The organism is Cohnella panacarvi Gsoil 349, assembly GCF_000515335.1.
Lineage (GTDB): Bacteria > Bacillota > Bacilli > Paenibacillales > Paenibacillaceae > Cohnella > Cohnella panacarvi.
The window spans coordinates 2,922,825-2,945,223 of record NZ_KI911563.1 but is presented as its reverse complement, the minus strand read 5'-3'; the positions used below and the strand labels follow the sequence as shown (position 1 = coordinate 2,945,223).

The window sequence follows — 22,399 nt, the reverse complement described above, 5'->3', positions numbered from 1 at the left end:
GTCTAATATAATTCCATAAATGCAGACTAACTATTTTTACGGGAGAGATTTGAATGAAAACTAGAGTTGCTCTTTACATCAGAGTAAGTACAGAAGAACAAGCAAAGGAAGGATTTAGTCTTGAAGCTCAAGAGGCTACACTGAGTCAGCATTGTGAAAATCTAGGCTACATTGTTGTTGGGAAATATATTGACGACGGTAAAAGTGGCAAGGACATGAATCGCCCAGCATTGCAGGAACTTTTAAAAGATTGCTCACAAAAGAAGTTCGATATTGTTCTTGTTTGGAAATTATCAAGGCTTTCTCGGAAACTTAAAGATACTCTTCAATTAATTGAGGATTTCGAGAAGGACGATGTAAGTTTTCTTAGCTATAGCGAACAATTTTATAATTCAAAGAACAATTCAACGAATAAGCTTATGCTCAGTATGGTTGGTGGGTTTGCTGAATTTGAAAGAAGTACAATTGTTGAAAATGTGAAGCTAGGTATGAACCAACGTGCTAAGCAAGGTAAATGGAACGGAGGTAGAATATTAGGTTATGACATCGTAAATAAAGAACTCATCTTAAATGAGGATGAAGCCAACATTATACGGATGATATTCAATATGTATGTGAACGGAAAAGGCTGCATCTACATTAGAGACAAGCTAAATGAATTAAACTTGAAGACGAAATACGGAAAGGCCTTTACTCACATTGCCATTCTTACAATTCTAGATAACCCAACTTACAAAGGATTTATTCGTCACGGTAGAACTACTGGAGAGAACAAGAAACGCATAAAACAAGAAAACATCATCATAGTTAAAGGTATTCACGAAGCAATCATCGATGAAGAATCCTTCGATAAAGCTCAACAAATTACTGCTCATAATCGAAGAACTACTCCAAGAATGCCCTCAAACCCCCACTTACTCTCTGGCATTCTGAAATGCCCTGACTGTGGTGGAAGAATGAATTTTCAACCTGCAGGTAAGCGTAATAATAAGAATCATGGTGGGTACTATACCTGTAGCAATTATAAGAACTTCCGAACATGCAGGCCAAGACTATTCAGAGCAAAGCATCTAGAAAGATCCGTCTTGAACCGGATCAAGTCTATTGCTTCTAGCACTCGGATCATTGAAGACATCATTAATGAAATGAACTCAAACCAAGGAATCGATACAGAAATCATCAAGAAACAAATAACTGACGTGGAAAAGCAAATCCGAAAATACGAAAGCCGTATGGATGCAATCAAACAGCAGTTTATTAGCGGTGATCTTACAATTGATGAGTATCGAGAGTTTAAGAGTGAGTTAGAGATGGTCCTGACAGATTTGGGTTGTAGTAAAGAAACGATTTCCCTAGAATACGCCAAAGCATGTAACACTGCGGTGGACGCTAACGATGTACTCTTCGTACTCGAAAATTTTGATGCGCTTATGGAGAATGCCGATGTGCAAATGAAAAAACAACTTGTGGAATCTCTTATTGAACGGATTGAAATAAACCTCGATAGCACAATTAATGAATTTGTCTTTAACTTCGAGGTGCCTAATCCGTTACATCCTAATAATCAAAGCAAGAGTGATATACTCATTTGTGATACGGTTCACCGCGATTAATCCGCATCGCCCGATAAATCTGCTCCACGAGAATAAGCCGCATCAATTGATGCGGATAGGTCAGCCGGCCAAAGCTCAACTTCTTGTTGGCGCGTCCCAGCACTTCGTCTGATAGGCCGAGGGAGCCGCCGATGACGAAAGCGACATGGCTGGTGCCGTAGGTGCCGAGCTTGTCGAGGTGGGAAGCGAGGTCCTCGGATGACCAAAGCTCGCCGCCGATCGCGAGAGCGATGACGTGCGCGTCGTCCTTGATCGAAGATAGAATGCGCTCGCCCTCGCGTTGCTTGACCTGCCGTTCTTCGGCGGGACTGAGCACCTCGGGGGCTTTCTCGTCCGGCACTTCGGTAAGCGTGAGCTTAATATAAGAGCCGAGACGCTTGGCGTACTCGGCGATTCCTTGAACGAGATATTTCTCCTTGAGCTTGCCAACGGAGACGATCTGTATATGCATGGTCGATGGGGTTCCTTTCATCCGAGGTCGAAGTTCGTCATGAAAACTTCCAGATCCTTATCAGCCTTCGATTGGTTGCATAGATTGCAAGCGCACACGCAGTTGTCCGGCGTCGTATGCCCGCCTTTGGCGCGGGGAAGCAGATGGTCGATCGTGTCCCCGTATTGCTTGCAAAAATAACACGTATAATCGTCCCGTTCGAGGATCATCCGACGGAACTCTTTGTTGCCGTAGAGACGCCGAATCGTATGACGGTTAACGACGACGGCAGCGTTCTCCTTCACGAGCACGTAAGCGAGATAAGGTTCGATCTCCTGGTACCACTTGCGTCCGTTGTCCGTCTTGCCGCGCATGCGAATGAAGCCGCCCCAAGTCGGTTTTAGACCGACTTCTTGTAGTTCCGCTGCGGAAATTTGCGGTGCCGGAATGACGGGAGATTGCACGGTCGTCACGGCTGCATCCTTCTTCTTGGATCGCCTCCGGCGTTTTTTGCGTTTCTTGATGGGAGCGGCAGTGTCCTCTTCCGATGTTTCAGCCGCCGGAGCTTCAACAGCCGGATCCATGATAGGTACGGCATCAGGCTTGTTCTTCTTCGAACGCCTGCGACGCCGTCTTCGCTTCTTCTTCGGCTTATCAGGGACTTCCTCATCCACCGATTCGATCGGAGCTTCCGCTTCGACGGCCGTTGCAACGACCTGCGCGACGCCTGGCTTGTTCTTCTTCGACCGTCTGCGTCGTCTCCTTCGCTTCTTGCCCGGCGCGACTTCCTCCAGTACGGTCATTGCGGGGTCTCTGGGGAGATAATATTTTTCACGCGTCCGACCTGTCCGTCCGAGAGCCGCACCTTGATCCCGTGCGGGTGCTGCGGCGAGTTCGTCAGCAGATCCTTTACGACGCCGCGCGTCAGCTTACCCGTCCGTTGATCCTGCTTCAGCACGATATCCACTTCAAGCCCCGGCTTAACGTCGGAGCGCAATTTTCCGTTACCTGCCATTGTCTTTAGTCCGCCTCTTCTTATTCACAGTTGATCTTATCGTACCACAACCCCGCAATAAGCAAAAAGCCCGGCCGTCCCCTAGGACGATCCGGACCCTAACCGCGCCTTATACCGAGACAGCCTTCGCTTTCCGTTTCCGCAATCCTGATGCTAGCAGCAGAGCCAGCCCCACTCCGGCGATCCACCATAGCACCGCGATATTCGAGGACTCGACAGACACCTCTGCAAAATACATCGAGTTACGCAATCCGCCAGCTACGAATTTGAACGGAGTCCATGCGTACAACCAATCTTGCGTCGCTTGCGGCAGAAACTCTTGCGCCATGTTCACGACCGGCATCGAGAAGAACATCAGTAGAATCAGAATCGGCATCGCCGGGTACCCGATCCAATTCAGCAACGCGGATTGCAGCATGAAGAAGGCTAAGCCTGCCCATACAAGAACAAGCCATGTGCCTGAAGCATCGGCGAGATCCATCCCGTACCACGAGGACGCCATCCAGACGAGGAAGCCGGATACGGCGACGACGAGCACGATGCCGGAGGCGGCCTGCGACAGAGAGAGTACCCATCCCCTACCTCCGGCGGCTGAGGCTTTTTGCGACGACAAGAACAAGACAATGCTGACGACCAAGCTGCCGATCCAACTAATCTGAGCGAGCATGCCAGGTGCGTTGCCGCTTGCGTTATTCGCGCCGATCGGGTGCATCGTCTCCTCTTGTACCGTGAACGGAGTAAGCAGCGCTTTGGCCGTGCTTACCGGTATCACTTCAGAATGCTGACTGATTTGGCCTACCCATTGCTGCGATAGCTCGGCACTGACCATACGAGATACCTGCCCGAGCACCTGCTTCACGGCGGTGGCCGCTTGCACGCTCATCCCCTCGTTCGCAAGGATGGTTATCGTAGCGGGCTTCGGTTCTGCCGAAGAGAGAGATGCAAGCCCCGCACTTAAATCGGCGGGCAGCACGAATGCACCATAGTACTCCTGCCGATCGAGCCCTTCGCGTGCTTCCGCCTCCGTGCCGACTTCCTTCCATGCGACCGGCAATTCTTTAATCGACAGCAGCTTTTCCTTCACCATCGCCCCTACGTTCAACGTGTTGCCGTCCGGCAGCGATACCGCCTGATCCTCCACGACGAGCGCGACAGGCAAATCCTTCGGCTTCGCCCCAAGCACCGACCCCATCATCGCCACTCCGAAGATCGCAAGCACAAGGAACGTTGCGACAACGCCGATCCACAGTGTTTTTTGTTTAAACAATGCCATTAGAGCTCTCCCCTATCCGTTCATTTATAATGTACAACTTGTTGATTAACGCTCACATTGTTAATTATAATGAGAATAGTGAGTGAAACAATCGTTAATGTAGAGCGGGAATGTTAAGTAATCGGCACTTCATAGACAGAGTGTTCAATATCGTTCGTGAGTTTGGGAAAATGGGGAGGAGAGTCATTCGTGGGAGATAAAATCGATCGCAGGCAAGTACGTACCAAGCAGCTGCTGCGCAAAGCGTTGATCGAGCTCATTGAGGAGCGAGGCCTGGAAGGGTTGACGGTCACCGACATTACGAACCGAGCGGACGTGAACCGGGGAACGTTCTATCTGCATTACCGCGATGCGCCCGATATGCTGCAGAAGGTGAAGGAGGAGGTTTTCGAATCGGTTTACGGCTTATTGCGGCAGATCGATATCATGGAGCTGATGAGCTACGCCGATAAAGACGAAGCTTATCCGAAGGCAGTCGTCATTATGGAGGAATTCAAGCGTAACGGCGACTTTTTCAAGGTCATGTTCGGACCGAAGGGCGACCCATCTTATGCCTTGAGAGTCAAAGAAGTTATGCGTGAGCATATGGCTAGCCGGCTTGCCTTCTGGCAGCCGAAAGAAGAAGATATGCTCGTGCCCCGCGACTATCTGCTCGCTTACATCACCTCCGCCAACCTTGGCATCGTCACGCACTGGATCGCTTCCGGCATGCGGGAAGCACCGGAGGAAGTCGCGCTGATGGTTACGCGGCTCATCAATTACGGACCGTTAACGTCGACCGGGCTTCGGAATCAATCCCGGGGGAAGGCTTGAGCGCGGGGTATGATTGTCGCTCTGCGCGACAATCTGAGGCTCATTCCGATTCGCGGGCGCATTATTGTTGCTCTGTGCGACAATCTGAGGCTCATTCCGATTCGCGGGCGCATTATTGTCGCTCTGTGCGACAATCTGAGGCTCATTCCGATTCGCGAGTGCATTATTGTCGCTCTTCGCGACAATCTGAGGCTCATTCCGATTCGCGAGTGCATTATTGTCGCTCTGCGCGACAATCAGAAGCACATTTCGCTTCGCGGGGTATGATTGTCGCTCTGCGCGACAATCTCTATTTAGCCCCCTAATCCCTTTGGACACATTCCTTCACTCGAAGTACACTAAAATGAGTGGGGGAAATGTTCAGTGAAGAGACGCTTTTTCTGTAATGAGGACAAGAAGAAGGAATACGTGGGGCTAGTGGTCTCCGGGTATCGGACAGAGCACGTAGCACGGGAACACGGGATGTCTCCTTCTGCCTTACGAGAATGGGTGCGTCAATACTGGGATGAGGTAGAGGCTGATATGGTGAAAAAGAAGCAGCAAGCGGATCAACTCGCAAAAGAAACGCAAGATCTGCAGAAAAAATACGAACAGGCCATGAAGATGCTTGGCGAGAAAGAACTTGAGATCGCCATTCTCAGGGATCTGGTAAAAAAAACGACTCCACGGTCGAGTTCAGACTCCAAGTAGCCTTGCCATGGATTGCAGCGGGATACGCGATCAGGACAGTTCTTCGGATTTGCGGCGTCCCTCGTTCTACGTACTACTACCGATTGAAACATCCGCTAACCAAGCATGCTTCCAAAGGTGGTAGGCCCATCCCGGGGTACAGCTGGAACAATAGGAGCGAGAAAGTACCGGATGGGCGAATTAAGGGCTACATCCGGAATTTGCTCGCGCGCGAAGAGGAATCTACGTACGGCTACAGGAAGTTAACGAAATGTCTGCGGCGCCGCTATGGTCTTTGCATCAACAAGAAGAAGGTCTACAGACTCTGCAAGGCACTTGGCGTCCTAAAGCCACAACGAGAGATTACCAATCGAGTGCCTCGTAAGCTGGCCAACAATCGCGAGGTCACAGGGCCAAACCAACTGTGGCAGATGGACATTAAGTACGGCTACGTGACGGGAAAGCGTCGTCATTTCTACTTGGCCAGCATCATCGACGTTTTCGACCGCTGCATCGTCGCGTATCACCGTGGCAAAGCTTGTGACACCCAAGATATCAAACGGATCGTACACCATGGCTTGCTAAAGCGAGGCGTCTTTGAGGCTGACCAGCGGCTTGTTATACGTACGGATAATGGACCGCAGTTTATTAGCAACGCATTCCACGTGTATTCGGAGGAAATGGGCTTCGAGCACGAACGAACTCCCAATAAGACACCGAACAAGAACGCCTACATCGAATCGTTCCACAGCATTTTAGAAAGGGACTGCTACCAGCGGAATTCATTCGAAACTTACGAGCACGCCTTTACTGCAGTGGACAGATTTATTCGGTTTTACAATGAAAGACGGATGCATGGTAGTCTGCACGATTTAGCTCCTGCAGAGTACCTACGTCAATATGAACTCGGATTGCTCGAACCGCAAAAAATCGCGCTTTGATGCGTTACACCTAGAGTGTGGGCGAATGTGTCCAAACTTAGGGGGTTGAACCGATCTGAGGCTCATTCCGATTCGCGGGCGCATTATTGTCGCTCTGTGCGACAATCTGAGGCTCATTCCGATTCGCGGGCGCATTATTGTCGCTCTAAGCGACAAACAGCAATAATAAAGCGGCACAGCCGTCCGAATAATTCCGGATGACCGTGCCGCTTGTTTCATACTATCTGCCTCGTGGCGACCGCTTGTTCGCCGGGCGACCGCCCGCCCCGCGACTACCGCCGCCACCAGCGCCTGGACCGCCGCGGAATCCGCCGCCCTTCGGCCCGCCGCCGGAGCGGCCTCCGAACCCGCCGCCGCGCTCTTCCGAGAACTTGCGCCCCTCGGCCGCACGCTGCTTGATGCTCGCTCCGCTGGCGCCGCGTCCGCCTCTGCCCGCATCCGCTGCCGGTGCACCACGACCTCCGCCGGATCTAGCGCTCGGGGCATCGCCGAATGCGTCGCTCCTGCCGCGAGGCGATCTTGCCGGAGAAGCAACGCTCCAGCTCGGGTCGCCGCCGCCTCGAGCTTGCCTGCCTCCGCCGCTTCTGCCGCGTCCGCTCGCTTCTCCGAAGCTTTCGCCGCGTCCGCCGAATCCGCTGTCGCCGCCACGCGCTCTGCCCGCCGCAGAGCCTCCGCGTCCACCGTTGCGTCCTGCATCGCCACGCTCGCCAGCTCCACCGCTGCGCCCCGTGCCGCCAGCACGACCTCGCCCGCCAGCACCGCCACCGAACGAGCCCTTATCCCCGCGTCCCCGCCCAGCATCGCCGCGACCGCGTCCCGCTTGCCCGCGACCTGCTGCCGCCGTGCGTGCAGCCGCGCCGCCAGCATCGCGTCCGTACCCGCCGCTCAACCGCTTCGTCCCGAGCGCACCGCCGCTCAGCGACGCGCCTTCCTCGGTCCGCCGCTCCAGCACCATCTCGATGCCGTTCTCGATGTCCGCCAGCTCAGGCTTGTCTTTCCCTACGTACAGAGTGATCGCAAGACCTTTTTCCCCCGCGCGTCCCGTCCGTCCGATCCGGTGAATGTAGCTCTCTACGTCCTGAGGCACGTCGTAGTTGAACACGTGCGTCACGCCTTCGACGTCGAGCCCGCGCGCCGCCACGTCCGTTGCCACCAGCAGTTGCAGACGAGCGTCGCGGAACCGCTTCATGACCTGCTCCCGCTTCGCCTGCGACAAGTCGCCGTGCAACTCGTCCGAGTCGTAGCCCATCTCTTGCAACGCCTGGTTCAGCGTGCTCGCCCGCCGCTTCGTCCGGCAAAAAATTATGCTCAAATAAGGCTGAGTAACCTCCAGCAACTGCACCAACGCCGCCTGCTTCCCGCGATCGGTCGTCTCTACCGCCCACTGGCGAATGTCCTTGACCGTGATGCGTTCCGCCTTCACCGTCACCTGCTCCGGATTGCGAAGAATGCGCCCCGCCAGTTCCCGAATCTTCGGAGGCATCGTCGCCGAGAACAGCATCACTTGCTTCTTATACGGCGTCTGCCTCAGCACCTCCTCGACTTCCGTCAGGAAGCCCATGTGCAGCATCTGATCCGCCTCGTCCAGCACGAGCATCCGCAGGCCCTCGAGCGTGATCGTCTCCCGGCGCAAATGATCGAGCAGCCGCCCCGGCGTCGCCACGACGACATGGTTGTGCCCCTTCAGCTTGTGCAGCTGCGCCTCGACGTCCTGTCCGCCATACACCGCCAGCACCTTGATCTCTCCGCGCGGGTCCAGCAGCTTCTTCACTTCCGCCGTAATCTGAATCGCCAGCTCGCGCGTCGGCGTCAGAATAAGCCCCTGAACTTCCCCCACGTCCGTCCGGACTTTATCCAGCATCGGCAGCACGAACGCGAGCGTCTTCCCTGTGCCCGTCTGCGCTTGGCTAATGACATCCTTGCCCTGGTACACGATCGGAATCGTCTCCGCCTGTACCGGCGTCGGCTTGGCGATGCCCATTGCCTTCAATCTATCTACTAACCGCTCCGATACGCCTAATTGCGCGAAATCCGCCATTTCATCCACTCCATCCTCTAGTCGCCACGACCGGAACTTAACCGATCCGAGTTGCATTACCCTCTATCCTACCACATTCCGCCAATATCATGCCGAAAAACCCGCCGAATCCCGAGCACGGGATCGTCAGCGGGCGCCGCGCACGTATAAAGCCCTTCCCTTCGTCCATCCTACAATAGAGGAGGTGAATGTTATGGCTAAGGACGTATTGTGCGAAGTGAACTCCTGCCGCTATTGGGCTGCGGGCAACGAATGTCGCGCTTCATCCATCTACGTGGTGAACAATCGCAACAAGCAAGCCGGAAGCTCCGAGGAGACGGACTGCAAAACTTTCGAGCCGAAAATGTAGGGTTTTCGCTTGATCGCGCAAGCAAGGGCATCCTTCGGGATGCCTTTGTTCGTTCTCTACCGGTATTCGCGTATGCCCATCCCATCGTATTGTTACCCACAATGAGAATTATTATCAATCGACTGTCAGATTATGCACAAAAAAGCTAATCGAGCATAGGGCGTTCATCCGATATATAAGGTATAAAGGTTCGGAGGAGGGCTTCCTATGCCAGCACCATCCATCTACGTGTTCACCGGCACAAGCGGATCGGGACGCAAGACGGTCGCCCGCAAAGTCGCGGACGGGCTCGGCTGGACCGCCGTTCGCTCCTGCACGACCAGAATGCCTAGAAACCCGGCCAACCCCGACGGCGACTACCATTACGTAACCCGAGACCAATTCGACTTGTGGGAGAGCGAAGGAAAATTCGCGCAAACCGCCGACATCGACGGTAACCGGTACGGCGTACTGCGCCATGAGCTCGAAACCATGCTCGCCGGCGACCGTACCGTCTATCTTGTACTCAACAGGGCTGGAGCCGATGCGCTCGTGAAGCTGTTCGGCGAACGCGTCGTAAGGATTTTCATCTACGTGGACAAAACAACGGTGAGAGAGCGGCTCGAATCCAAGGGAACGCCTTTCGACGTCGTCGAGCGATACTTGGATCACTACTCCGAAGAAGTGACGTATCGCGGCAAATGCGAGCATGTCTTCGAGAACGTGAATGCGGATCGAACCGTGGAACTGATTAAACAAGCGGTAGCTCGATAACGATTAAAAAGCGGCGCCGGGACTCCCCCGGCGTCGCTTTTTAGTCCCTGTAACTTAACCTTCTCTGCAGCCCGGCAATCTCCGCGAACGACTCCGGCAGCTTCTTGCACAACCTCGCGTACACGCCCAGCACTTCGCGGTACACCTCGTTCGCGCGCGGATTCGGCTCCAGCACCTGATCAGCCGGAACCCAGGCCTTCGCCTCGCGCCAACTGCCGATCAGCCCAAGCCCCTGCATCGCCAGCACCGCGGCGCCGAGCGCCGAAGCCTCCGTCACCTTCGGCACGATCACCGGCTGGCCGAGCATATCCGCCAGCATCTGCCGCCATAGCGGCGACTTCGTGAATCCGCCGGAAGCCCGAACCTCGCTCGCCGGTCCCGCCAGCTCCTTCAGCGCTTCCGCCACCGACAGCACCGCAAGCATGACGCCTTCCAGCCCCGCGCGGACGAAGTGCTCGCCGCGATGGCCGAGATTCGCGCCGAAGAACGTGCCCCGCGCCTCCGCGTTCCAGATCGGAGCCCGCTCCCCGGATAGGAACGGCAGGAACAGCAGTCCTTCCGCGCCCGGAGTCACTTTGGCGGCTGCCGTCAGCAGCTCCTCCGCCGAAGACGAGCCGAACATCGATTCCTTCAGCCATTGCAGCACGATGCCGCCGTTATTCGTCGCCCCTCCGATAATATAGGAAGCTCCCGTCACGCTATAGCAGAACGTCCGCGCGTTCGGATCGGTCGCCGGGCGATCCGTCATCATCCGCACCGCCGCGCTCGTGCCGATCGTTACCGCCAGCTCGCCGGCGTCGATCGCCCCGACGCCGATGTTCGCGAGCGCCCCGTCGCTGCCGCCGAGGAACAGCGGCGTATTCGTCGGCAGCCCCATCGCCTCAGCATGCGCGGGCCGCATTCCATTTAGCCGATAGGTACCTTCCCGCACAGCGGATAGTCTATCCGCCGTAATGCCCGCTACCCGAAGCGCCTCCTCGTCCCAGCTCAGGGAATCCAACGCCAGCATTCCCGTCGCAGAAGCGATCGACGTGTCGACGACCCATTCGCCGAACAGATGGAACACGACGTATTCCTTGATCGACACGAATTTGGCGGCAGCGGCGAACGCGTTCGGCTGATTCTCCCGCAGCCACGCGATCTTCGGCAACGGCGACATCGGATGGATCGGCGTGCCCGTACGACGGTAGATACCGCCATTCTCCGCGTTGATCCTTCGAGCCTGCAACTCGCTCCTCCCATCCGCCCAAGTAATACTCGGCGTCAAAGCCTGTCCGCTCGCGTTCACCGCGATCAGCGAATGCATCGCCGCGCTAATGCCGACGCCCGCCACGTCCGCGCCCGCCAGTCCGCTATCCGCGACAGCGCCTTTAACGGTTGCCAGCACGACGCGGAAGATTTCCTCCGGATCCTGCTCCGCCCACCCCGGCTGTTCATGCCGCAGCGGGTAACCGATGTTGCAGCTTCCCAGCATCGCCCCGTCCGTCCCGAACACGACGCTCTTCGTGCTAGTCGTTCCGATGTCGATTCCAACAATCGCTAATGCAGCCGCCATACCTTTTTCACGCTCGATTCCATATAATAAGTTATAAGTGTTATACCACATACGCGAATGAGGGGGAATAGCGATGGACTGGGCGGCTTCGATCGCGAACGAGAAAATCCGCGAAGCTCAGCTGCGCGGAGAATTCGATAACTTGCCGGGCGCCGGCATGCCGCTCCCGGAGGACGAGCTGCGCGGCGTACCCGAAGAACTTCGGATCGGCTTCAAACTGCTGAAAGACGCCGGCATGCTGCCGGAAGAGATGCAGCTTCGCAAAGACATGGTCACGCTCCACGACCTGCTGCTCGCATGCCGGGGAGAGGAGGAGAAAACGAAGCTGCTTGGCCAATTGAACGCCAAGAAGCTCCGTTACCGCGCGCTCATGGAAGATCGCGGCTGGAGCGGCGCCCACGCTTTCGCGGACTACGAGGAACGAATTCAACGCAAGTTGACCGAGGAGTAGCGCAAACGAGCCATGGCGTCGCACCTCACGCTTCCGTTCCTAGCATTCTCATGATCCAATGGCCAAGCATATAGAACACCCGATCGTGAAGCGTTATAACCGAGAACATCGGCCACCTGTACAGCTTCGCCAAGCTCATGTACAGGCAGCAGGCGACGATGATGACGAACAAAGCCAGCTCGAGCTTCCGCCCCTGATCCTTAATCGCGCGCCAGCCGGCCGTCATTAGAATCGCGTACCCGGCCAAGCAGAGGACGAGTTTGTCCATCGCTCCCCGCCTCCTACTCCTTCTCGGTCTGGAACATATACGATTTCGTGCTAAGTCCCGTACGCTTGATCGTAATATCGACCTCGGGCCGAATTTCGATCTGCAGGAACGTCGCCTCCCAATTCGAGGCGAGCTTCTTCCACTCCTTCGGGTACTTCCGATGGATGCGATCGGCGAAGCCTACGACGTCCGTCTTCAGCTTCTTGACCGCGCGCCACGACTCCTCGATATCCGCGGCGATTTTCTTCTCGAGCTGTTCCTCCATGGCGTCGATCGTATTCGGTTTGTTCAAGTCGAGCGGACAATTCGTCTCCAGGAGCGTGCCCTCGCCTTCGACTTTAATGTCCATGACGAAGCTGTTTCCGGATTTGTGCGGCGTTAGGCGGGTTTTGCTCTTCATGAGCCTGAAGGCGGATTCCTCCTCCCTAGAATCGGCGTTACACGCAAAAGAAATCGACGTCATATGCATCTTGTCGCGCATAAAGCCCACCCCGATCGCTTCCTGCCTGGATAACCAGCCAACCAGCTTGTCTTGACCCAGAACCGCAAGCCTCCCTAATCTCAGCTTCGAGCTAAGCGCGGTCTTGTTCAGCGCCTCCGCGGACGTCACGCCGGGCGAACCGGAGACGACGATCTCGGGAAGCACCGAGCTCTTCGCCGACCCGAGCAGCTCCATGGCCAGATCGTACATCTTGATGCTCGGGAGAATCGACAAGTCCCTCGCCTCCCCAACCATCGTCTCATGGATGCCGTCCCCCGGAATAATCTGTATTTGCATGAGTTGCTCGAGAATCGTGCGCGCCTCGCCATCCGAGATCAGCACGTTTACCGTCTCGCGGGAATCGGGATTGCGAAGATACACATCGATAAGCGGCGTCAACCCTTGCTGCGTAGCCGCCGCGCTTACGACGAGCACCCGCGTATGCGAGAAGAACAGGCGGCGAGGGCTCTCCAGCGCGCTTTTCCATACCGCCTCGCGAATCGTCTTGCCTTGCGTCGAGTAGACGATGACCGGAAGCTTGGCAGCCCCGCCTCCTACCGCCGTCATGGCGGCCGAGATCGCGGAAGGAATGACGACTTGGTACGATACGATCCACTGCCCGTCTTTATAATCGATCCCCGTCGCCGAAGTAATCGCGATCTGATTCAACTCTTTGCGATCCCAACATCCCGGAAGCATGAGACAGATCACGCACACCAAGGCGATCCGTCTTAGCAATCGCGCGCTTAGGCTCATCGTTAACCACCCGCCCTCGGCTTCAATCGTTTCATGATCCACAGAGCCAATAACAGCATGAAAGGCAGCACGACGTTCATGGACAGCTTGAACGGAACGATCGCGTACCGCTGATACTCGCTAAGCTTGACGTTGCTTTCCCAGGTGTATAACGCCGTCAGCAAGGCGAGGAGGCCGAACGCGACATAGAAAGGCTTTCGGTGCTTCGCGCGAAACACGGTCCGGAAACAATGCACCGTGCCGAAGAAGAACACGCAAATTTTCAAGTAGACGGTCGCCATCCAGCTGAAAATAAACAAAACGTCCATTCTTTCCACGAAGTCGTAATCGATCGTTTCCGCGACTGCCGCGGTCGGATAAGCCAACATCCCCGGCAAGGAAGGGCCGAAGACGAGAATCGCGACGATGACCGTGATTAGCAGGAACATAGCCGAGAGCGACATCCCCCATAACCCGATCGTCCGAATAGCGGCTTGTCGGCTCACGTAAGGGGCCATCAGCAGGAGCACGGAGCTCTCCGAGAACCACCCGATCGCCGGAAGGCTTCCGCCCGCGATATGATTAACGGACACTTCCCCGATCGGCGCCAAATACTTAAAGTGCAAATGGTCGACAAGCAACAAGATGTGCAGGAAGAACAGAAATCCGCTAACCCCGAATACGAGGATGCCGACCCTGGCGACGACTTCCAAGCCGTGAATGGCGGAATAGGCCGCTACCGCCACCGCCACGCCTCCGATCACGAGCAGCGGCGTCCTCATTAACACGGCGTCCGACAAGAAGTCGATCAATTCTCGGATGATGACCGAGAGCGTGCTGAAATAATAATGAGCCAGCAATATTCCAACGATTACGGATACTGCGCGACCTAATCGCTCCTCTATGAATTTCAGGAAGGGAACGCCGGGATTGTCCCGCGTGATGCGGCTGTACATCAGAATGAAACCTATCCCGCAAGCCCACGCCGCTAAGATCGACATCCATGCGTTCTGATCGGCCGTCTCGATCGCGATGGAAGGAATCACGAGCATGGCCGTCGGCGTAATCGTATGCACGAGCAGAATCGTCGCCTGGAAGGCCGTTATTTGCTGATAAGGTATCTGCTCTTGCGACATCGGCCTTCCCTCCTCCTATTCGTCCGATTGCTTCGTCGTGTCCCGCTCGTGGCCCGACTTCTTCGGCTTCTCCGGCATCTGCCCGCTTCCTTGCCTGGTCAAGTTTCTCATGGACGACACCGCGGTCGGGCGCTTCTTCATCGCCCAATGCGGCAGGCGTACGAGCACGTCTTTCCAATTCGACCAGATGAAAGGCGCGAACGGCGCCGTGTAGGGTACCCCGAACGATCTCAAGCTCGACATGTGAATCAGCAATACCATTAACCCGGACATAATGCCGAACAGGCCCAGCGTAGCCCCGAGAATCATCATAATGAATCGGATCAGACGCGCGGCGTTCGCCATATTAATCGCCGGGATGACGAAGTTCGCGATCGCCGTGAACGAGACGACGATGACCATCGCCGCGGACACCAACCCGGCTTGAACCGCCGCTTGTCCCAGTACGAGCGCGCCGACGATCGAGATCGCGGGACCGATAACCCTCGGCATCCGCACGCCCGCTTCCCGCAGCACTTCGAAAGTGACCTCCATGACGAGCGCTTCGATGATCGCGGGGAACGGCACGCCTTCTCTCTGCGCAGCCAAGCTGATCAAGAGCGGCGTCGGCAGCATCTCCTGATGGAACGTCGTGATGGCGATATACAGCGAAGGAAGCAGCATCGAGACGAAAAAGGCGACGTAGCGGATAAGACGCAGGAAAGTCGCGATATCGTAGCGCTGATAATAATCCTCGCTCGATTGCAGGAACCGGATGAACGTAACCGGCGCGAGCAGCACGAACGGCGTGCCGTCCACGATGATCGCGACCTGGCCTTCGAGAATGCCTCCGGCCACCGCATCCGGGCGCTCGGTGTTCTGTATCGTCGGGAAGAACGTGTACGCGGCGTCTTGAATGAATTCCTCGATGTACCCGCTCTCCAGAATGGCGTCGGTATCGATCCGATCCAGCCTCTCCATCACTTCCCGCACGACGCCGTCCTTCGCGATATCCTTCAAATACACGACCGCGACGTGCGTCTTCGTCTGTGTGCCGATTTGCTTATACGCGACGCGAAGCCCAGGGGATTTAATCCGCCTGCGGAGCAGCGACATATTCGTGTTGATATTCTCCGTAAAGCTTTCCTTCGGCCCCCGTATGACGGTCTGCGAGGATGGCTCCTCTACCGACCGTTTCTCGCCCCCCGCCGTGCTCGCGGCCATCGCCGTTCGGGAACCCTGCAGCATGATGATCGTGTTGCCTTCCATCAACTGCGCGAGCGCCTCGTCCAATCGATGAATATCTTTGAGCCGTCCGACCGAGAGCGCCTTATTCTTAAGCAATCCCATCCATTCGGATGAAGACTTTACGTTCGGATTCTCGCCGATCTCCGCAAGAACCGGCCCAATGAGCATTTGGTTAATCGTCTGTTGATCGACGAGACTGTCGATATAGAAGAACACGCCGTCCAAGCCGGTGTTCGCATCCGAGAACGTGCGCACGACGATGTCCGAGCTTGCGCCAAGCTCGTCGTACAACCATTTCACGTTACTCGGCAAATGCTCGGAAATCGGAAGCTTCGCTCCTTGTTGCGCGTTCATTCTCGTAGCCTCGCTTTCATGGGACATTAGGACTGCCGGTTGCCGTCCGCGCGCAAGCGCGATCGGAATAACATGACGAGCAGCAGCAGCGCGGGGATATAGATCTGGAACATCGGAAAATGGTACTTGAGATTTTGCTCGAATCCGAACCAAATGTGCTGCATGTAACTTCTGAAGGTAAGCGCCCCGATGAACAGCACCGCGCCGACGCCGACGACGAGATATCGCTTCTTCGTCTTCACCAGATGGCCGCCGACCAGAAAAGCGCCGAAGAAGTATGCCGTCATCTTGATGAACACGCCGGCGAATATTAAGCTCGCGGCCAGCGGGTCCAACCGTTCAATGACGGAGGCGATCTCCACTTGGCTCATGATCTGTATGAACGGTACGACGCTTATCTGCGAGATCGGACCAAGACTGGCAATGATGACAATATTCGTTGCCGTAAGGAAGAGCCCCGTGTACACGTAACATCGGATCGTCGTCCTGAACGTTTTTTTCTTGGAGGCAACGTATTTCCACAGCATGAGGAACAGTACCATCTCCCCGAACGGGAACGATACGATTTCCGGCAGCGCGGCCTCCGCCACTTTGCCTAAGCCTTTATCCGCGATCGGCTGGATCCGGTGGATGTCGAACAATCCCGACGCATAGATCATGAAGAAGAATGCGGCGTATATAATCAGAACGACGGGCATGATGATCTGCGTCATGCGAGTGAACGCTTCGATGCCTTGCCAGACGGCGAATCCCGCTACGATCAGCACGCAGCCGATCACGATGAATAGAGGCGTGGACGGCAGCAGATACAGGATCATCAGATCGCCGAATTCCCGAATGTTCCGGACCGATTTGTAAGAAAAATAAACGAAATAAGCGATAGCGAACGCATAACCGATCACGCGACCGAAGTACGTTCTGAACATCTCGACGAGGTCCTTGTCCGGTTCGAGCCGGCGAATCTGCAGTGTCAGCAGAACAAGCAGCAACAACCCCGCCAGCATCGCGACGAGCACGGCGATCCAGGCGTCCGCACCGGCTGATGCGCCGAGGAGGAACAACGGCGAGCTGCCGATCTGGAACATCACAACGAGCGCCGCAAGCTGCGGCTGACTGATTCTCTCCATCTCCGTCGTTCTCCCTCGGTTGGAAATGAATAACAACGCACCTCTTACTATGGCCATTTCGCGGTTATTCATGCATCCCCCGCAACGCGGCAAAGCCGCCCCTCGGTCGCGGACGACCTTGGGACGGCTTTGTTGGAAGCGTCTATTATTCGAAAAACGCTTTCGGATATTGTAGCTCGCCTTCGATTCGTCGACGCGTATTCTCGAGCACTTCGTATACCATGAATACGTCGTCCGGCACATCGAACTGCTTGAGCTCGAGTCCGATCGGTCTCGCGGGCTTGAAGCCGAATTTCGGATAGTACGACGGATGTCCGATCAGCAGGACGAGTCCGAAGCCCAGCTCCTTGCATCTAAGCAAGCCTTCGGTAATGAGCCGCGATCCGATGCCTTGCCGCTGGTAATCCGGAAGAACGGCGATCGGAGCTAGAACGATCACTTCGTTAGCGTCCTCTTCGTTGACGACCGCTGCCTTGCTCAGCAGCAGATGGCCGGCGATCCGGCCATCCGTCTCCGCCACGAGGGAGAGATAAGGGATAAATCCTTCGGACTTTCTAATACGCTCGACGAGATTCGCTTCGTCTTCCCGTCCGCCGAACGCGCGGACGTTCGCTTCCCGAACCTGCGCGTGATCGGCAGGCGTTTCCGTACGTACAAGAATGGTCATGGAACTCTACACCCCCGCTCCTACTGCTCCTTGCTGAAGCTGATACATCGCGTGATATTTGCCGCCATGCTGCATGAGCGCGTCGTGATCGCCGCGTTCGACGATGCGTCCGCGGTCGAGCACGAGAATCTGATCCGCCGCGCGGATCGTCGATAACCGGTGCGCAATGACGAACGTCGTGCGCCCCCGCTTCAGCACGTCGAGCGCTTGCTGGATGATCGCCTCGGTCTCGGTGTCGATGCTCGCCGTCGCTTCGTCGAGGATGAGGATCGCCGGATCGAACGCGAGCGCGCGCGCGAACGAGATGAGTTGCCGCTGCCCCGCGGATAGCGTGCTCCCCTTCTCGATGACCGGAGCGTCCAGACCACCCGGAAGCTGCATGAACATATCGTATGCGCCGACATCGCGAAGTGCTTGCTCGATCTTCTCTCGCGTAATGGACGGGTCGTCCAGGCTCACGTTGGAAGCGATCGTGCCGGTGAACAGGAACGGATCTTGCAGCACGATGCCCATATGCCGGCGAAGCTGCTGCTTCGTCAGATCGCGCACGTCCGTGCCGTCCACCGTGATCTTGCCTCGCTCCACGTCGTAGAACCGGAACAGCAAGTTTAGAATCGAGCTTTTGCCCGAACCGGTATGACCGACAAGCGCGATCGTCTCGCCTTGCTTCGCATGGAACGTTATGCCCTTGAGCACGTCCTCGCCAGGCTTATAGCCGAACGATACGTCGTTGAAGCTGACGTCTCCCCAGTATCGCGCGGTCGTGCTGTTCGATACCTCAAGGCCCGGTTCATCGAGCAGAGCGAATACCCGCTCCGCCGATACGCGCGCGACCTCCAGATTGGATAGCTGGTTCACGATTCCGACGATCGGCTGCATCATCCGGTTCATGTAATCGATGAACGCGTACAGCACCCCGACCGTAACCGCCGCGCCCAGCCAGTCGCCCGCGAAGCTCCAGATCACAAAGATGAAAAGCACGTTCCGCACGACGTTCACGAGATTGTGAGACGTAATGGAGTTAAGGCTCAGCAGCTTATTCTGATATTTGAAATATTCGTCGTTCATCTCATGGAATTCGTTCATCGTCTGCTTTTCCTTGCGGAACGCTTGGATGATCGGCATCCCTTGGATCGATTCGTTAATCATGCCGTTAATATCGCTGAGCCGGCTGCGGATGACGTGATTGTATTTACCCGCGAATTTGCGGTACACCACGATCCACAAGTACAACATCGGCACGAGAGGCAGCGCGATCAATGCCAGACGATAGTCCAGCACGAACAGCGCCCCGAGAATCGCCGTCATGTAGATAATGCCGGAGAAGAAATTCGCGAGAACGGCCACGTACAATTCGCGTATCGCCTCGGTGTCGTTCGTGACCCTGGAGACGACTTTGCCCGCCGGCAAGTTATCGAAGTATTGCACCGGAAGCTCTTGGATGTGCCGGAATACGTCGTTGCGCATTTTCCGAACGATTCGGTTGGCGGATACTTGAAGCAAGTATCGCTGTCCGTAAGTGAATACGGATCCGAGAAGAAGCAAGCCCGCGTAACTGAATCCCATCAGCAGAATGCTGCGGAATTCCGGCTTATAGAACTCGTACACCTCGCCTCGCGACAGCTTAGCCGCCGTGTACGAGACACTTGCCGTCGTCGTATCGTCGATCCTCGTCGAGATGGTCAACTGATCGCCTTCGATCTTCTTCGACCCTTGGGTCGGGACCGGCGAATCGATAAAGTAATAGGACCGGCCGACTTGCAGGACGCGAACTTCGCGGCCTCTCGGTTCCCCGACTTCCATATGGTCCGCGCGCTTATACCAAGCGCCGTTATAAGAGACGGCGTACCGCTCCTGCTGCTGAACTTCGTACCAGCTTTTCTCGATGCCCATGATGTTCGTGTCGATCATGCGTTTCGCCAGGAACGGGCCGATGAGCTCGACGATTACCGCGCACGCCAGCAAGAGCAAGGCGAGCATGATCGAGCGTTTATAATGCAAGGCGTATTGAAATAATCGTTTGCCGTTGTTTCCCATTGGGGTTGTCACCTTCGTTTCTTCGTTAGCCTTCTACGATCTCGGCGAGCTGCTGACGATCATATTGTTCTTTGTACCAACCGCCGAGCTCAAGCAGCTGCTCGTGCGTACCTTGCTCCGTGATGCGGCCTTCGTCCAGCACGATAATCCAATCGGCGTGCTGAACCGCGGACAGCCTGTGCGTCGAGATGAGCGTCGTCTTGCCCGCGCGCTCGGTCCGGATGCCTTCGAGAATCTCGGCTTCGGTCTTCGCGTCGACTGCCGACAGCGCGTCGTCCAGCATGAGAATTTCCGGGTCGGCGATCACCGCCCGAGCGATGCTGACCCGCTGCTTCTGGCCGCCGGACAGCGCCACGCCCTTCTCGCCGACGAGCGTCTCCAGCCCTTCCGGCAGGAACGTAATGTCCTTGCGGAACGAGGCCAGCTCGAGCGCGCGATTCAGCCGCGCTTCGTCGGACGCTCCGTCTTCGGCGCCGAAATAAATATTCTCGCGGATCGTCTTGCTGAACAAGATCGGTTGCTGCGGCACGTAGCCGATCCAACCGCGCAAGCGCGCAAGCTCCACTTCTTCGATCGGAACGCCGCCAACGCTAACGGTGCCTTGACCTGTCGGATACTCTCGCAGCAACTGCTTGAGCAGCGTCGTCTTGCCGCTTCCCGTCCGCCCGACGATTCCTAGCGTCTGCCCGCGGCGAAGCGCAAGCGAGATATCGACCAGATTATCGATCGAAGAGGACGGATATTTGAACGTCACCGCGTCGAACGCGATGGATTCAGGCACGTCGATCGGGCTTGGCGACTCGGCGTCCTTGACGTCGGGCTTCACGCCGAGCGTCTCGCTGATGCGGTCCAACGAGGCGTTGCCGCGCTGCATAATATTAATGAGCTCGCCGATCGCGAACATCGGCCAGATCAGCATCCCGAGGAACATGTTGAACGAGATCATCTCGCCCAACGTAATTTCGCTGTTATACACGAGCACCGCGCCGTAGCAGAGGCCGATGAGGTAACTAAGACCGACGAGCAGCTTAACGGTCGGCTCGAACAACGAATCGATCTTCGTAACCGCGATATTACGCGCGTACACATCGTCCGTCGTGCGGCTGAACCGCGCGCGGTCCGCCTCCTCCTGCACGAACGCCCGTACGACTCGCACGCCCGATACCGATTCCAGCACTTGATCGTTCAGATTGCCGAACGCGTCCTGTTGCTTCATGAAGCGATCGTGAATCTTCTTGCCGAAGTAAGTCATGCAAAGCGCCATGATCGGCAGCGGCAGCAACGCCGCCAACGTCAGCTTCCAACTGATGAAGAAAATCATCATGAACAGAATCGTCAGCATGAACAGCGTCGAATCGATCAGCGTCAGAATGCCGAAGCCCGCAGTCGTCGACACCGCTCCGAGATCGTTCGTGGCCCGGGCCATCAGGTCGCCCGTACGGTTACGTTCGTAGAACGTCGGCGACATTCTGAGGAAGTGCCGCATGAGCCGCGAACGCAGCATGCGTTCGAGCACGAACGCGCCTCCGAACAGCTGATACAGCCATATATACGAGAGTCCGTAACTGGCTATCGTCAATCCGACCCAGAACAACAACACTTCGGTAAGCCGATCGCTGGTCAGCGTCCCTTCTGAAATTCCGTCGATCGTATAACCGATCAGCTTGGGTGGAATGACATCGATGATGCCGACGATAATCAGTAAGAAAATCGCTATAGAGTACCTTTTCCATTGCATTCTGAAATACCAGCTTAACTTCTTAAGTACGATGAACATATATGAGAACACCTCTCTCGATGATGACAAGACAGAAAAAGGACGCATCGCCGTAAGCGATACGCCCCTTTGCGATCCGAAGCCGGCTGCAGGCTCGCGCAAGCGATCGATAGGATCGCAGCCCAAGCCGGCCTTCGGAAGACAAAAGAAAAGCGCACGATTACGACAATCGTAACCGTGCGCCAATCTTGCGCGTCGTAGCGGAGCCGCTCGGGCCCCCGCATGCGAAGCGACTAGATCAGATTCGCGAGAAGGTTACGTTCATGCCGATTGTATGCTGCATGTTGCAACATCAATGCCGCGTCGAAGTTTTTGTTGCGCATGTTCGTAACCCTCCCTTCCGTTCATCAAAGTTATATGTGTCACTTTACCACCCGTTCCCTCCGGCTGTCAACGGGGTGTGTGAACAAATTTAGACCTTTTTTAGGTGCCGTAGAGATCAGCCCCACTACCCAACGATCAAATAATAACAACCATTTGCATTTATTTCGACTTGTTTGGTGATATCTGCCCCGAATAACAGCGATCTGTAGTTATTTCCGACCGAAACTCGTCAATTTCCGTAACCGCGGCCGAATAACTGTCGATTTGTTGTTATTAGCTCCAGTCACGTTGAATCTCCAAAAATTACTATCGATATGCTGTTATTCGCCACTTCAGAGGATTTCGCGATAGAAAAAACCGCCATCC

At 55.7% G+C, this 22,399-nt stretch carries 22 protein-coding genes; 8 read left to right on the top strand and 14 right to left on the bottom strand.

Going from position 1 to position 22,399, the window contains the following annotated elements; translation table 11 throughout:
- Positions 1-53: 53 nt before the first annotated feature.
- Positions 54-1,613 carry a recombinase family protein gene (locus tag COHPA_RS0114160; protein WP_027086814.1) on the top strand — a complete coding sequence of 520 codons (1,560 nt, stop codon included), beginning with the start codon at positions 54-56 and terminating at the stop codon, positions 1,611-1,613.
- Here COHPA_RS0114160 and rlmH read toward each other — a convergent pair.
- The 4 genes from rlmH to COHPA_RS0114140 all read right to left on the bottom strand — a co-directional run bounded on the left by rlmH (position 1,585) and on the right by COHPA_RS0114140 (position 4,331).
- Positions 1,585-2,064 carry a 23S rRNA (pseudouridine(1915)-N(3))-methyltransferase RlmH gene (rlmH, locus tag COHPA_RS0114155; protein ID WP_027086813.1) on the bottom strand — a complete coding sequence of 160 codons (480 nt, stop codon included), beginning with the start codon at positions 2,062-2,064 and terminating at the stop codon, positions 1,585-1,587. The genes COHPA_RS0114160 and rlmH overlap by 29 nt on opposite strands.
- A 17-nt stretch (positions 2,065-2,081) precedes the next feature.
- A complete protein-coding gene (locus tag COHPA_RS26125) occupies positions 2,082-2,846 on the bottom strand; it encodes an HNH endonuclease (protein WP_027086812.1) in 765 nt (254 codons plus the stop codon).
- Positions 2,843-3,058, bottom strand: coding sequence for a YwbE family protein (locus COHPA_RS0114145; protein WP_027086811.1), 216 nt, complete (start codon positions 3,056-3,058; stop codon positions 2,843-2,845). The genes COHPA_RS26125 and COHPA_RS0114145 overlap by 4 nt, the downstream gene beginning before the upstream one ends.
- 109 nt (positions 3,059-3,167) lie before the next feature.
- Positions 3,168-4,331: a YhgE/Pip domain-containing protein gene (locus tag COHPA_RS0114140; RefSeq protein WP_027086810.1), complete on the bottom strand. Its 1,164-nt coding sequence runs from the start codon at positions 4,329-4,331 to the stop codon at positions 3,168-3,170.
- 189 nt (positions 4,332-4,520) lie between these two features.
- Here COHPA_RS0114140 and COHPA_RS0114135 point away from each other — a divergent pair, with 189 nt between their 5' ends.
- From COHPA_RS0114135 to COHPA_RS0114120, 4 genes are all read left to right on the top strand, one after another.
- Positions 4,521-5,144, top strand: coding sequence for a TetR/AcrR family transcriptional regulator (locus tag COHPA_RS0114135; protein WP_027086809.1), 624 nt, complete (start codon positions 4,521-4,523; stop codon positions 5,142-5,144).
- Between the two features lie 9 nt (positions 5,145-5,153).
- Entirely contained in the window at positions 5,154-5,411 is a 258-nt protein-coding gene (locus COHPA_RS0114130; RefSeq protein WP_027086808.1) for a hypothetical protein, read from the top strand.
- A gap of 96 nt (positions 5,412-5,507) precedes the next feature.
- Positions 5,508-5,834, top strand: coding sequence for a transposase (locus COHPA_RS23530; protein ID WP_027086807.1), 327 nt, complete (start codon positions 5,508-5,510; stop codon positions 5,832-5,834).
- Positions 5,835-5,836: 2 nt separating this feature from the next.
- Positions 5,837-6,754: an IS3 family transposase gene (locus COHPA_RS0114120; protein ID WP_069202070.1), complete on the top strand. Its 918-nt coding sequence runs from the start codon at positions 5,837-5,839 to the stop codon at positions 6,752-6,754.
- Between the two features lie 220 nt (positions 6,755-6,974).
- Here COHPA_RS0114120 and COHPA_RS0114115 read toward each other — a convergent pair whose 3' ends face one another.
- Positions 6,975-8,792, bottom strand: a complete 1,818-nt coding sequence (locus tag COHPA_RS0114115) for a DEAD/DEAH box helicase (RefSeq protein WP_027086805.1) — start codon at positions 8,790-8,792, stop codon at positions 6,975-6,977.
- A 193-nt stretch (positions 8,793-8,985) separates the two neighbouring features.
- Between COHPA_RS0114115 and COHPA_RS25175 the strand changes: the two genes are divergently transcribed.
- Both COHPA_RS25175 and COHPA_RS0114105 read left to right on the top strand, forming a co-directional pair.
- A complete protein-coding gene (locus tag COHPA_RS25175; RefSeq protein ID WP_084760705.1) occupies positions 8,986-9,141 on the top strand; it encodes a DUF1540 domain-containing protein in 156 nt (51 codons plus the stop codon).
- Between the two features lie 207 nt (positions 9,142-9,348).
- Positions 9,349-9,894, top strand: a complete 546-nt coding sequence (locus COHPA_RS0114105; protein ID WP_027086804.1) for a guanylate kinase — start codon at positions 9,349-9,351, stop codon at positions 9,892-9,894.
- Between the two features lie 40 nt (positions 9,895-9,934).
- Here COHPA_RS0114105 and COHPA_RS0114100 read toward each other — a convergent pair whose 3' ends face one another.
- Positions 9,935-11,449: a gluconokinase gene (locus tag COHPA_RS0114100; protein ID WP_027086803.1), complete on the bottom strand. Its 1,515-nt coding sequence runs from the start codon at positions 11,447-11,449 to the stop codon at positions 9,935-9,937.
- Between the two features lie 73 nt (positions 11,450-11,522).
- Here COHPA_RS0114100 and COHPA_RS0114095 point away from each other — a divergent pair, with 73 nt between their 5' ends.
- Complete coding sequence (locus COHPA_RS0114095) at positions 11,523-11,900, top strand: DnaJ family domain-containing protein (protein ID WP_027086802.1); 378 nt, start codon at positions 11,523-11,525, stop codon at positions 11,898-11,900.
- Positions 11,901-11,925: 25 nt separating this feature from the next.
- Here COHPA_RS0114095 and COHPA_RS0114090 read toward each other — a convergent pair whose 3' ends face one another.
- The 8 genes from COHPA_RS0114090 to COHPA_RS0114055 all read right to left on the bottom strand — a co-directional run bounded on the left by COHPA_RS0114090 (position 11,926) and on the right by COHPA_RS0114055 (position 21,709).
- Entirely contained in the window at positions 11,926-12,168 is a 243-nt protein-coding gene (locus COHPA_RS0114090) for a hypothetical protein (RefSeq protein WP_027086801.1), read from the bottom strand.
- A gap of 13 nt (positions 12,169-12,181) precedes the next feature.
- Entirely contained in the window at positions 12,182-13,405 is a 1,224-nt protein-coding gene (locus tag COHPA_RS0114085) for a Ger(x)C family spore germination protein (protein WP_027086800.1), read from the bottom strand.
- A 2-nt stretch (positions 13,406-13,407) separates the two neighbouring features.
- A complete protein-coding gene (locus COHPA_RS0114080; RefSeq protein ID WP_027086799.1) occupies positions 13,408-14,520 on the bottom strand; it encodes a GerAB/ArcD/ProY family transporter in 1,113 nt (370 codons plus the stop codon).
- Positions 14,521-14,535: 15 nt separating this feature from the next.
- Positions 14,536-16,101, bottom strand: a complete 1,566-nt coding sequence (locus COHPA_RS0114075; protein WP_027086798.1) for a spore germination protein — start codon at positions 16,099-16,101, stop codon at positions 14,536-14,538.
- Positions 16,102-16,127: 26 nt separating this feature from the next.
- On the bottom strand, positions 16,128-17,228 hold the full coding sequence (locus tag COHPA_RS0114070; RefSeq protein ID WP_027086797.1) for a GerAB/ArcD/ProY family transporter: 1,101 nt from the start codon (positions 17,226-17,228) through the stop codon (positions 16,128-16,130).
- 145 nt (positions 17,229-17,373) lie between these two features.
- Positions 17,374-17,895: a GNAT family N-acetyltransferase gene (locus COHPA_RS0114065; RefSeq protein ID WP_027086796.1), complete on the bottom strand. Its 522-nt coding sequence runs from the start codon at positions 17,893-17,895 to the stop codon at positions 17,374-17,376.
- 6 nt (positions 17,896-17,901) lie between these two features.
- Positions 17,902-19,932 (bottom strand): ABC transporter ATP-binding protein, encoded by a 2,031-nt coding sequence (locus tag COHPA_RS0114060; protein ID WP_027086795.1) that lies wholly within the window; start codon positions 19,930-19,932, stop codon positions 17,902-17,904.
- Positions 19,933-19,957: 25 nt separating this feature from the next.
- Positions 19,958-21,709, bottom strand: coding sequence for an ABC transporter ATP-binding protein (locus COHPA_RS0114055; RefSeq protein ID WP_027086794.1), 1,752 nt, complete (start codon positions 21,707-21,709; stop codon positions 19,958-19,960).
- Positions 21,710-22,399: the final 690 nt, after the last annotated feature.

Bases quoted from the DNA above. Each gene is read 5' to 3' on its own strand.
- COHPA_RS0114160 (WP_027086814.1), top strand. From the start codon at position 54: ATGAAAACTAGAGTTGCTCTTTACATCAGAGTAAGTACAGAAGAACAA.
- rlmH (WP_027086813.1), bottom strand. From the start codon at position 2,064: ATGCATATACAGATCGTCTCCGTTGGCAAGCTCAAGGAGAAATATCTC.
- COHPA_RS26125 (WP_027086812.1), bottom strand. From the start codon at position 2,846: ATGACCGTACTGGAGGAAGTCGCGCCGGGCAAGAAGCGAAGGAGACGA.
- COHPA_RS0114145 (WP_027086811.1), bottom strand. From the start codon at position 3,058: ATGGCAGGTAACGGAAAATTGCGCTCCGACGTTAAGCCGGGGCTTGAA.
- COHPA_RS0114140 (WP_027086810.1), bottom strand. From the start codon at position 4,331: ATGGCATTGTTTAAACAAAAAACACTGTGGATCGGCGTTGTCGCAACG.
- COHPA_RS0114130 (WP_027086808.1), top strand. From the start codon at position 5,154: ATGATTGTCGCTCTGCGCGACAATCTGAGGCTCATTCCGATTCGCGGG.
- COHPA_RS0114115 (WP_027086805.1), bottom strand. From the start codon at position 8,792: ATGGCGGATTTCGCGCAATTAGGCGTATCGGAGCGGTTAGTAGATAGA.
- COHPA_RS25175 (WP_084760705.1), top strand. From the start codon at position 8,986: ATGGCTAAGGACGTATTGTGCGAAGTGAACTCCTGCCGCTATTGGGCT.
- COHPA_RS0114105 (WP_027086804.1), top strand. From the start codon at position 9,349: ATGCCAGCACCATCCATCTACGTGTTCACCGGCACAAGCGGATCGGGA.
- COHPA_RS0114100 (WP_027086803.1), bottom strand. From the start codon at position 11,449: ATGGCGGCTGCATTAGCGATTGTTGGAATCGACATCGGAACGACTAGC.
- COHPA_RS0114095 (WP_027086802.1), top strand. From the start codon at position 11,523: ATGGACTGGGCGGCTTCGATCGCGAACGAGAAAATCCGCGAAGCTCAG.
- COHPA_RS0114090 (WP_027086801.1), bottom strand. From the start codon at position 12,168: ATGGACAAACTCGTCCTCTGCTTGGCCGGGTACGCGATTCTAATGACG.
- COHPA_RS0114085 (WP_027086800.1), bottom strand. From the start codon at position 13,405: ATGAGCCTAAGCGCGCGATTGCTAAGACGGATCGCCTTGGTGTGCGTG.
- COHPA_RS0114080 (WP_027086799.1), bottom strand. From the start codon at position 14,520: ATGTCGCAAGAGCAGATACCTTATCAGCAAATAACGGCCTTCCAGGCG.
- COHPA_RS0114075 (WP_027086798.1), bottom strand. From the start codon at position 16,101: ATGAACGCGCAACAAGGAGCGAAGCTTCCGATTTCCGAGCATTTGCCG.
- COHPA_RS0114070 (WP_027086797.1), bottom strand. From the start codon at position 17,228: ATGGAGAGAATCAGTCAGCCGCAGCTTGCGGCGCTCGTTGTGATGTTC.
- COHPA_RS0114065 (WP_027086796.1), bottom strand. From the start codon at position 17,895: ATGACCATTCTTGTACGTACGGAAACGCCTGCCGATCACGCGCAGGTT.
- COHPA_RS0114060 (WP_027086795.1), bottom strand. From the start codon at position 19,932: ATGGGAAACAACGGCAAACGATTATTTCAATACGCCTTGCATTATAAA.
- COHPA_RS0114055 (WP_027086794.1), bottom strand. From the start codon at position 21,709: ATGTTCATCGTACTTAAGAAGTTAAGCTGGTATTTCAGAATGCAATGG.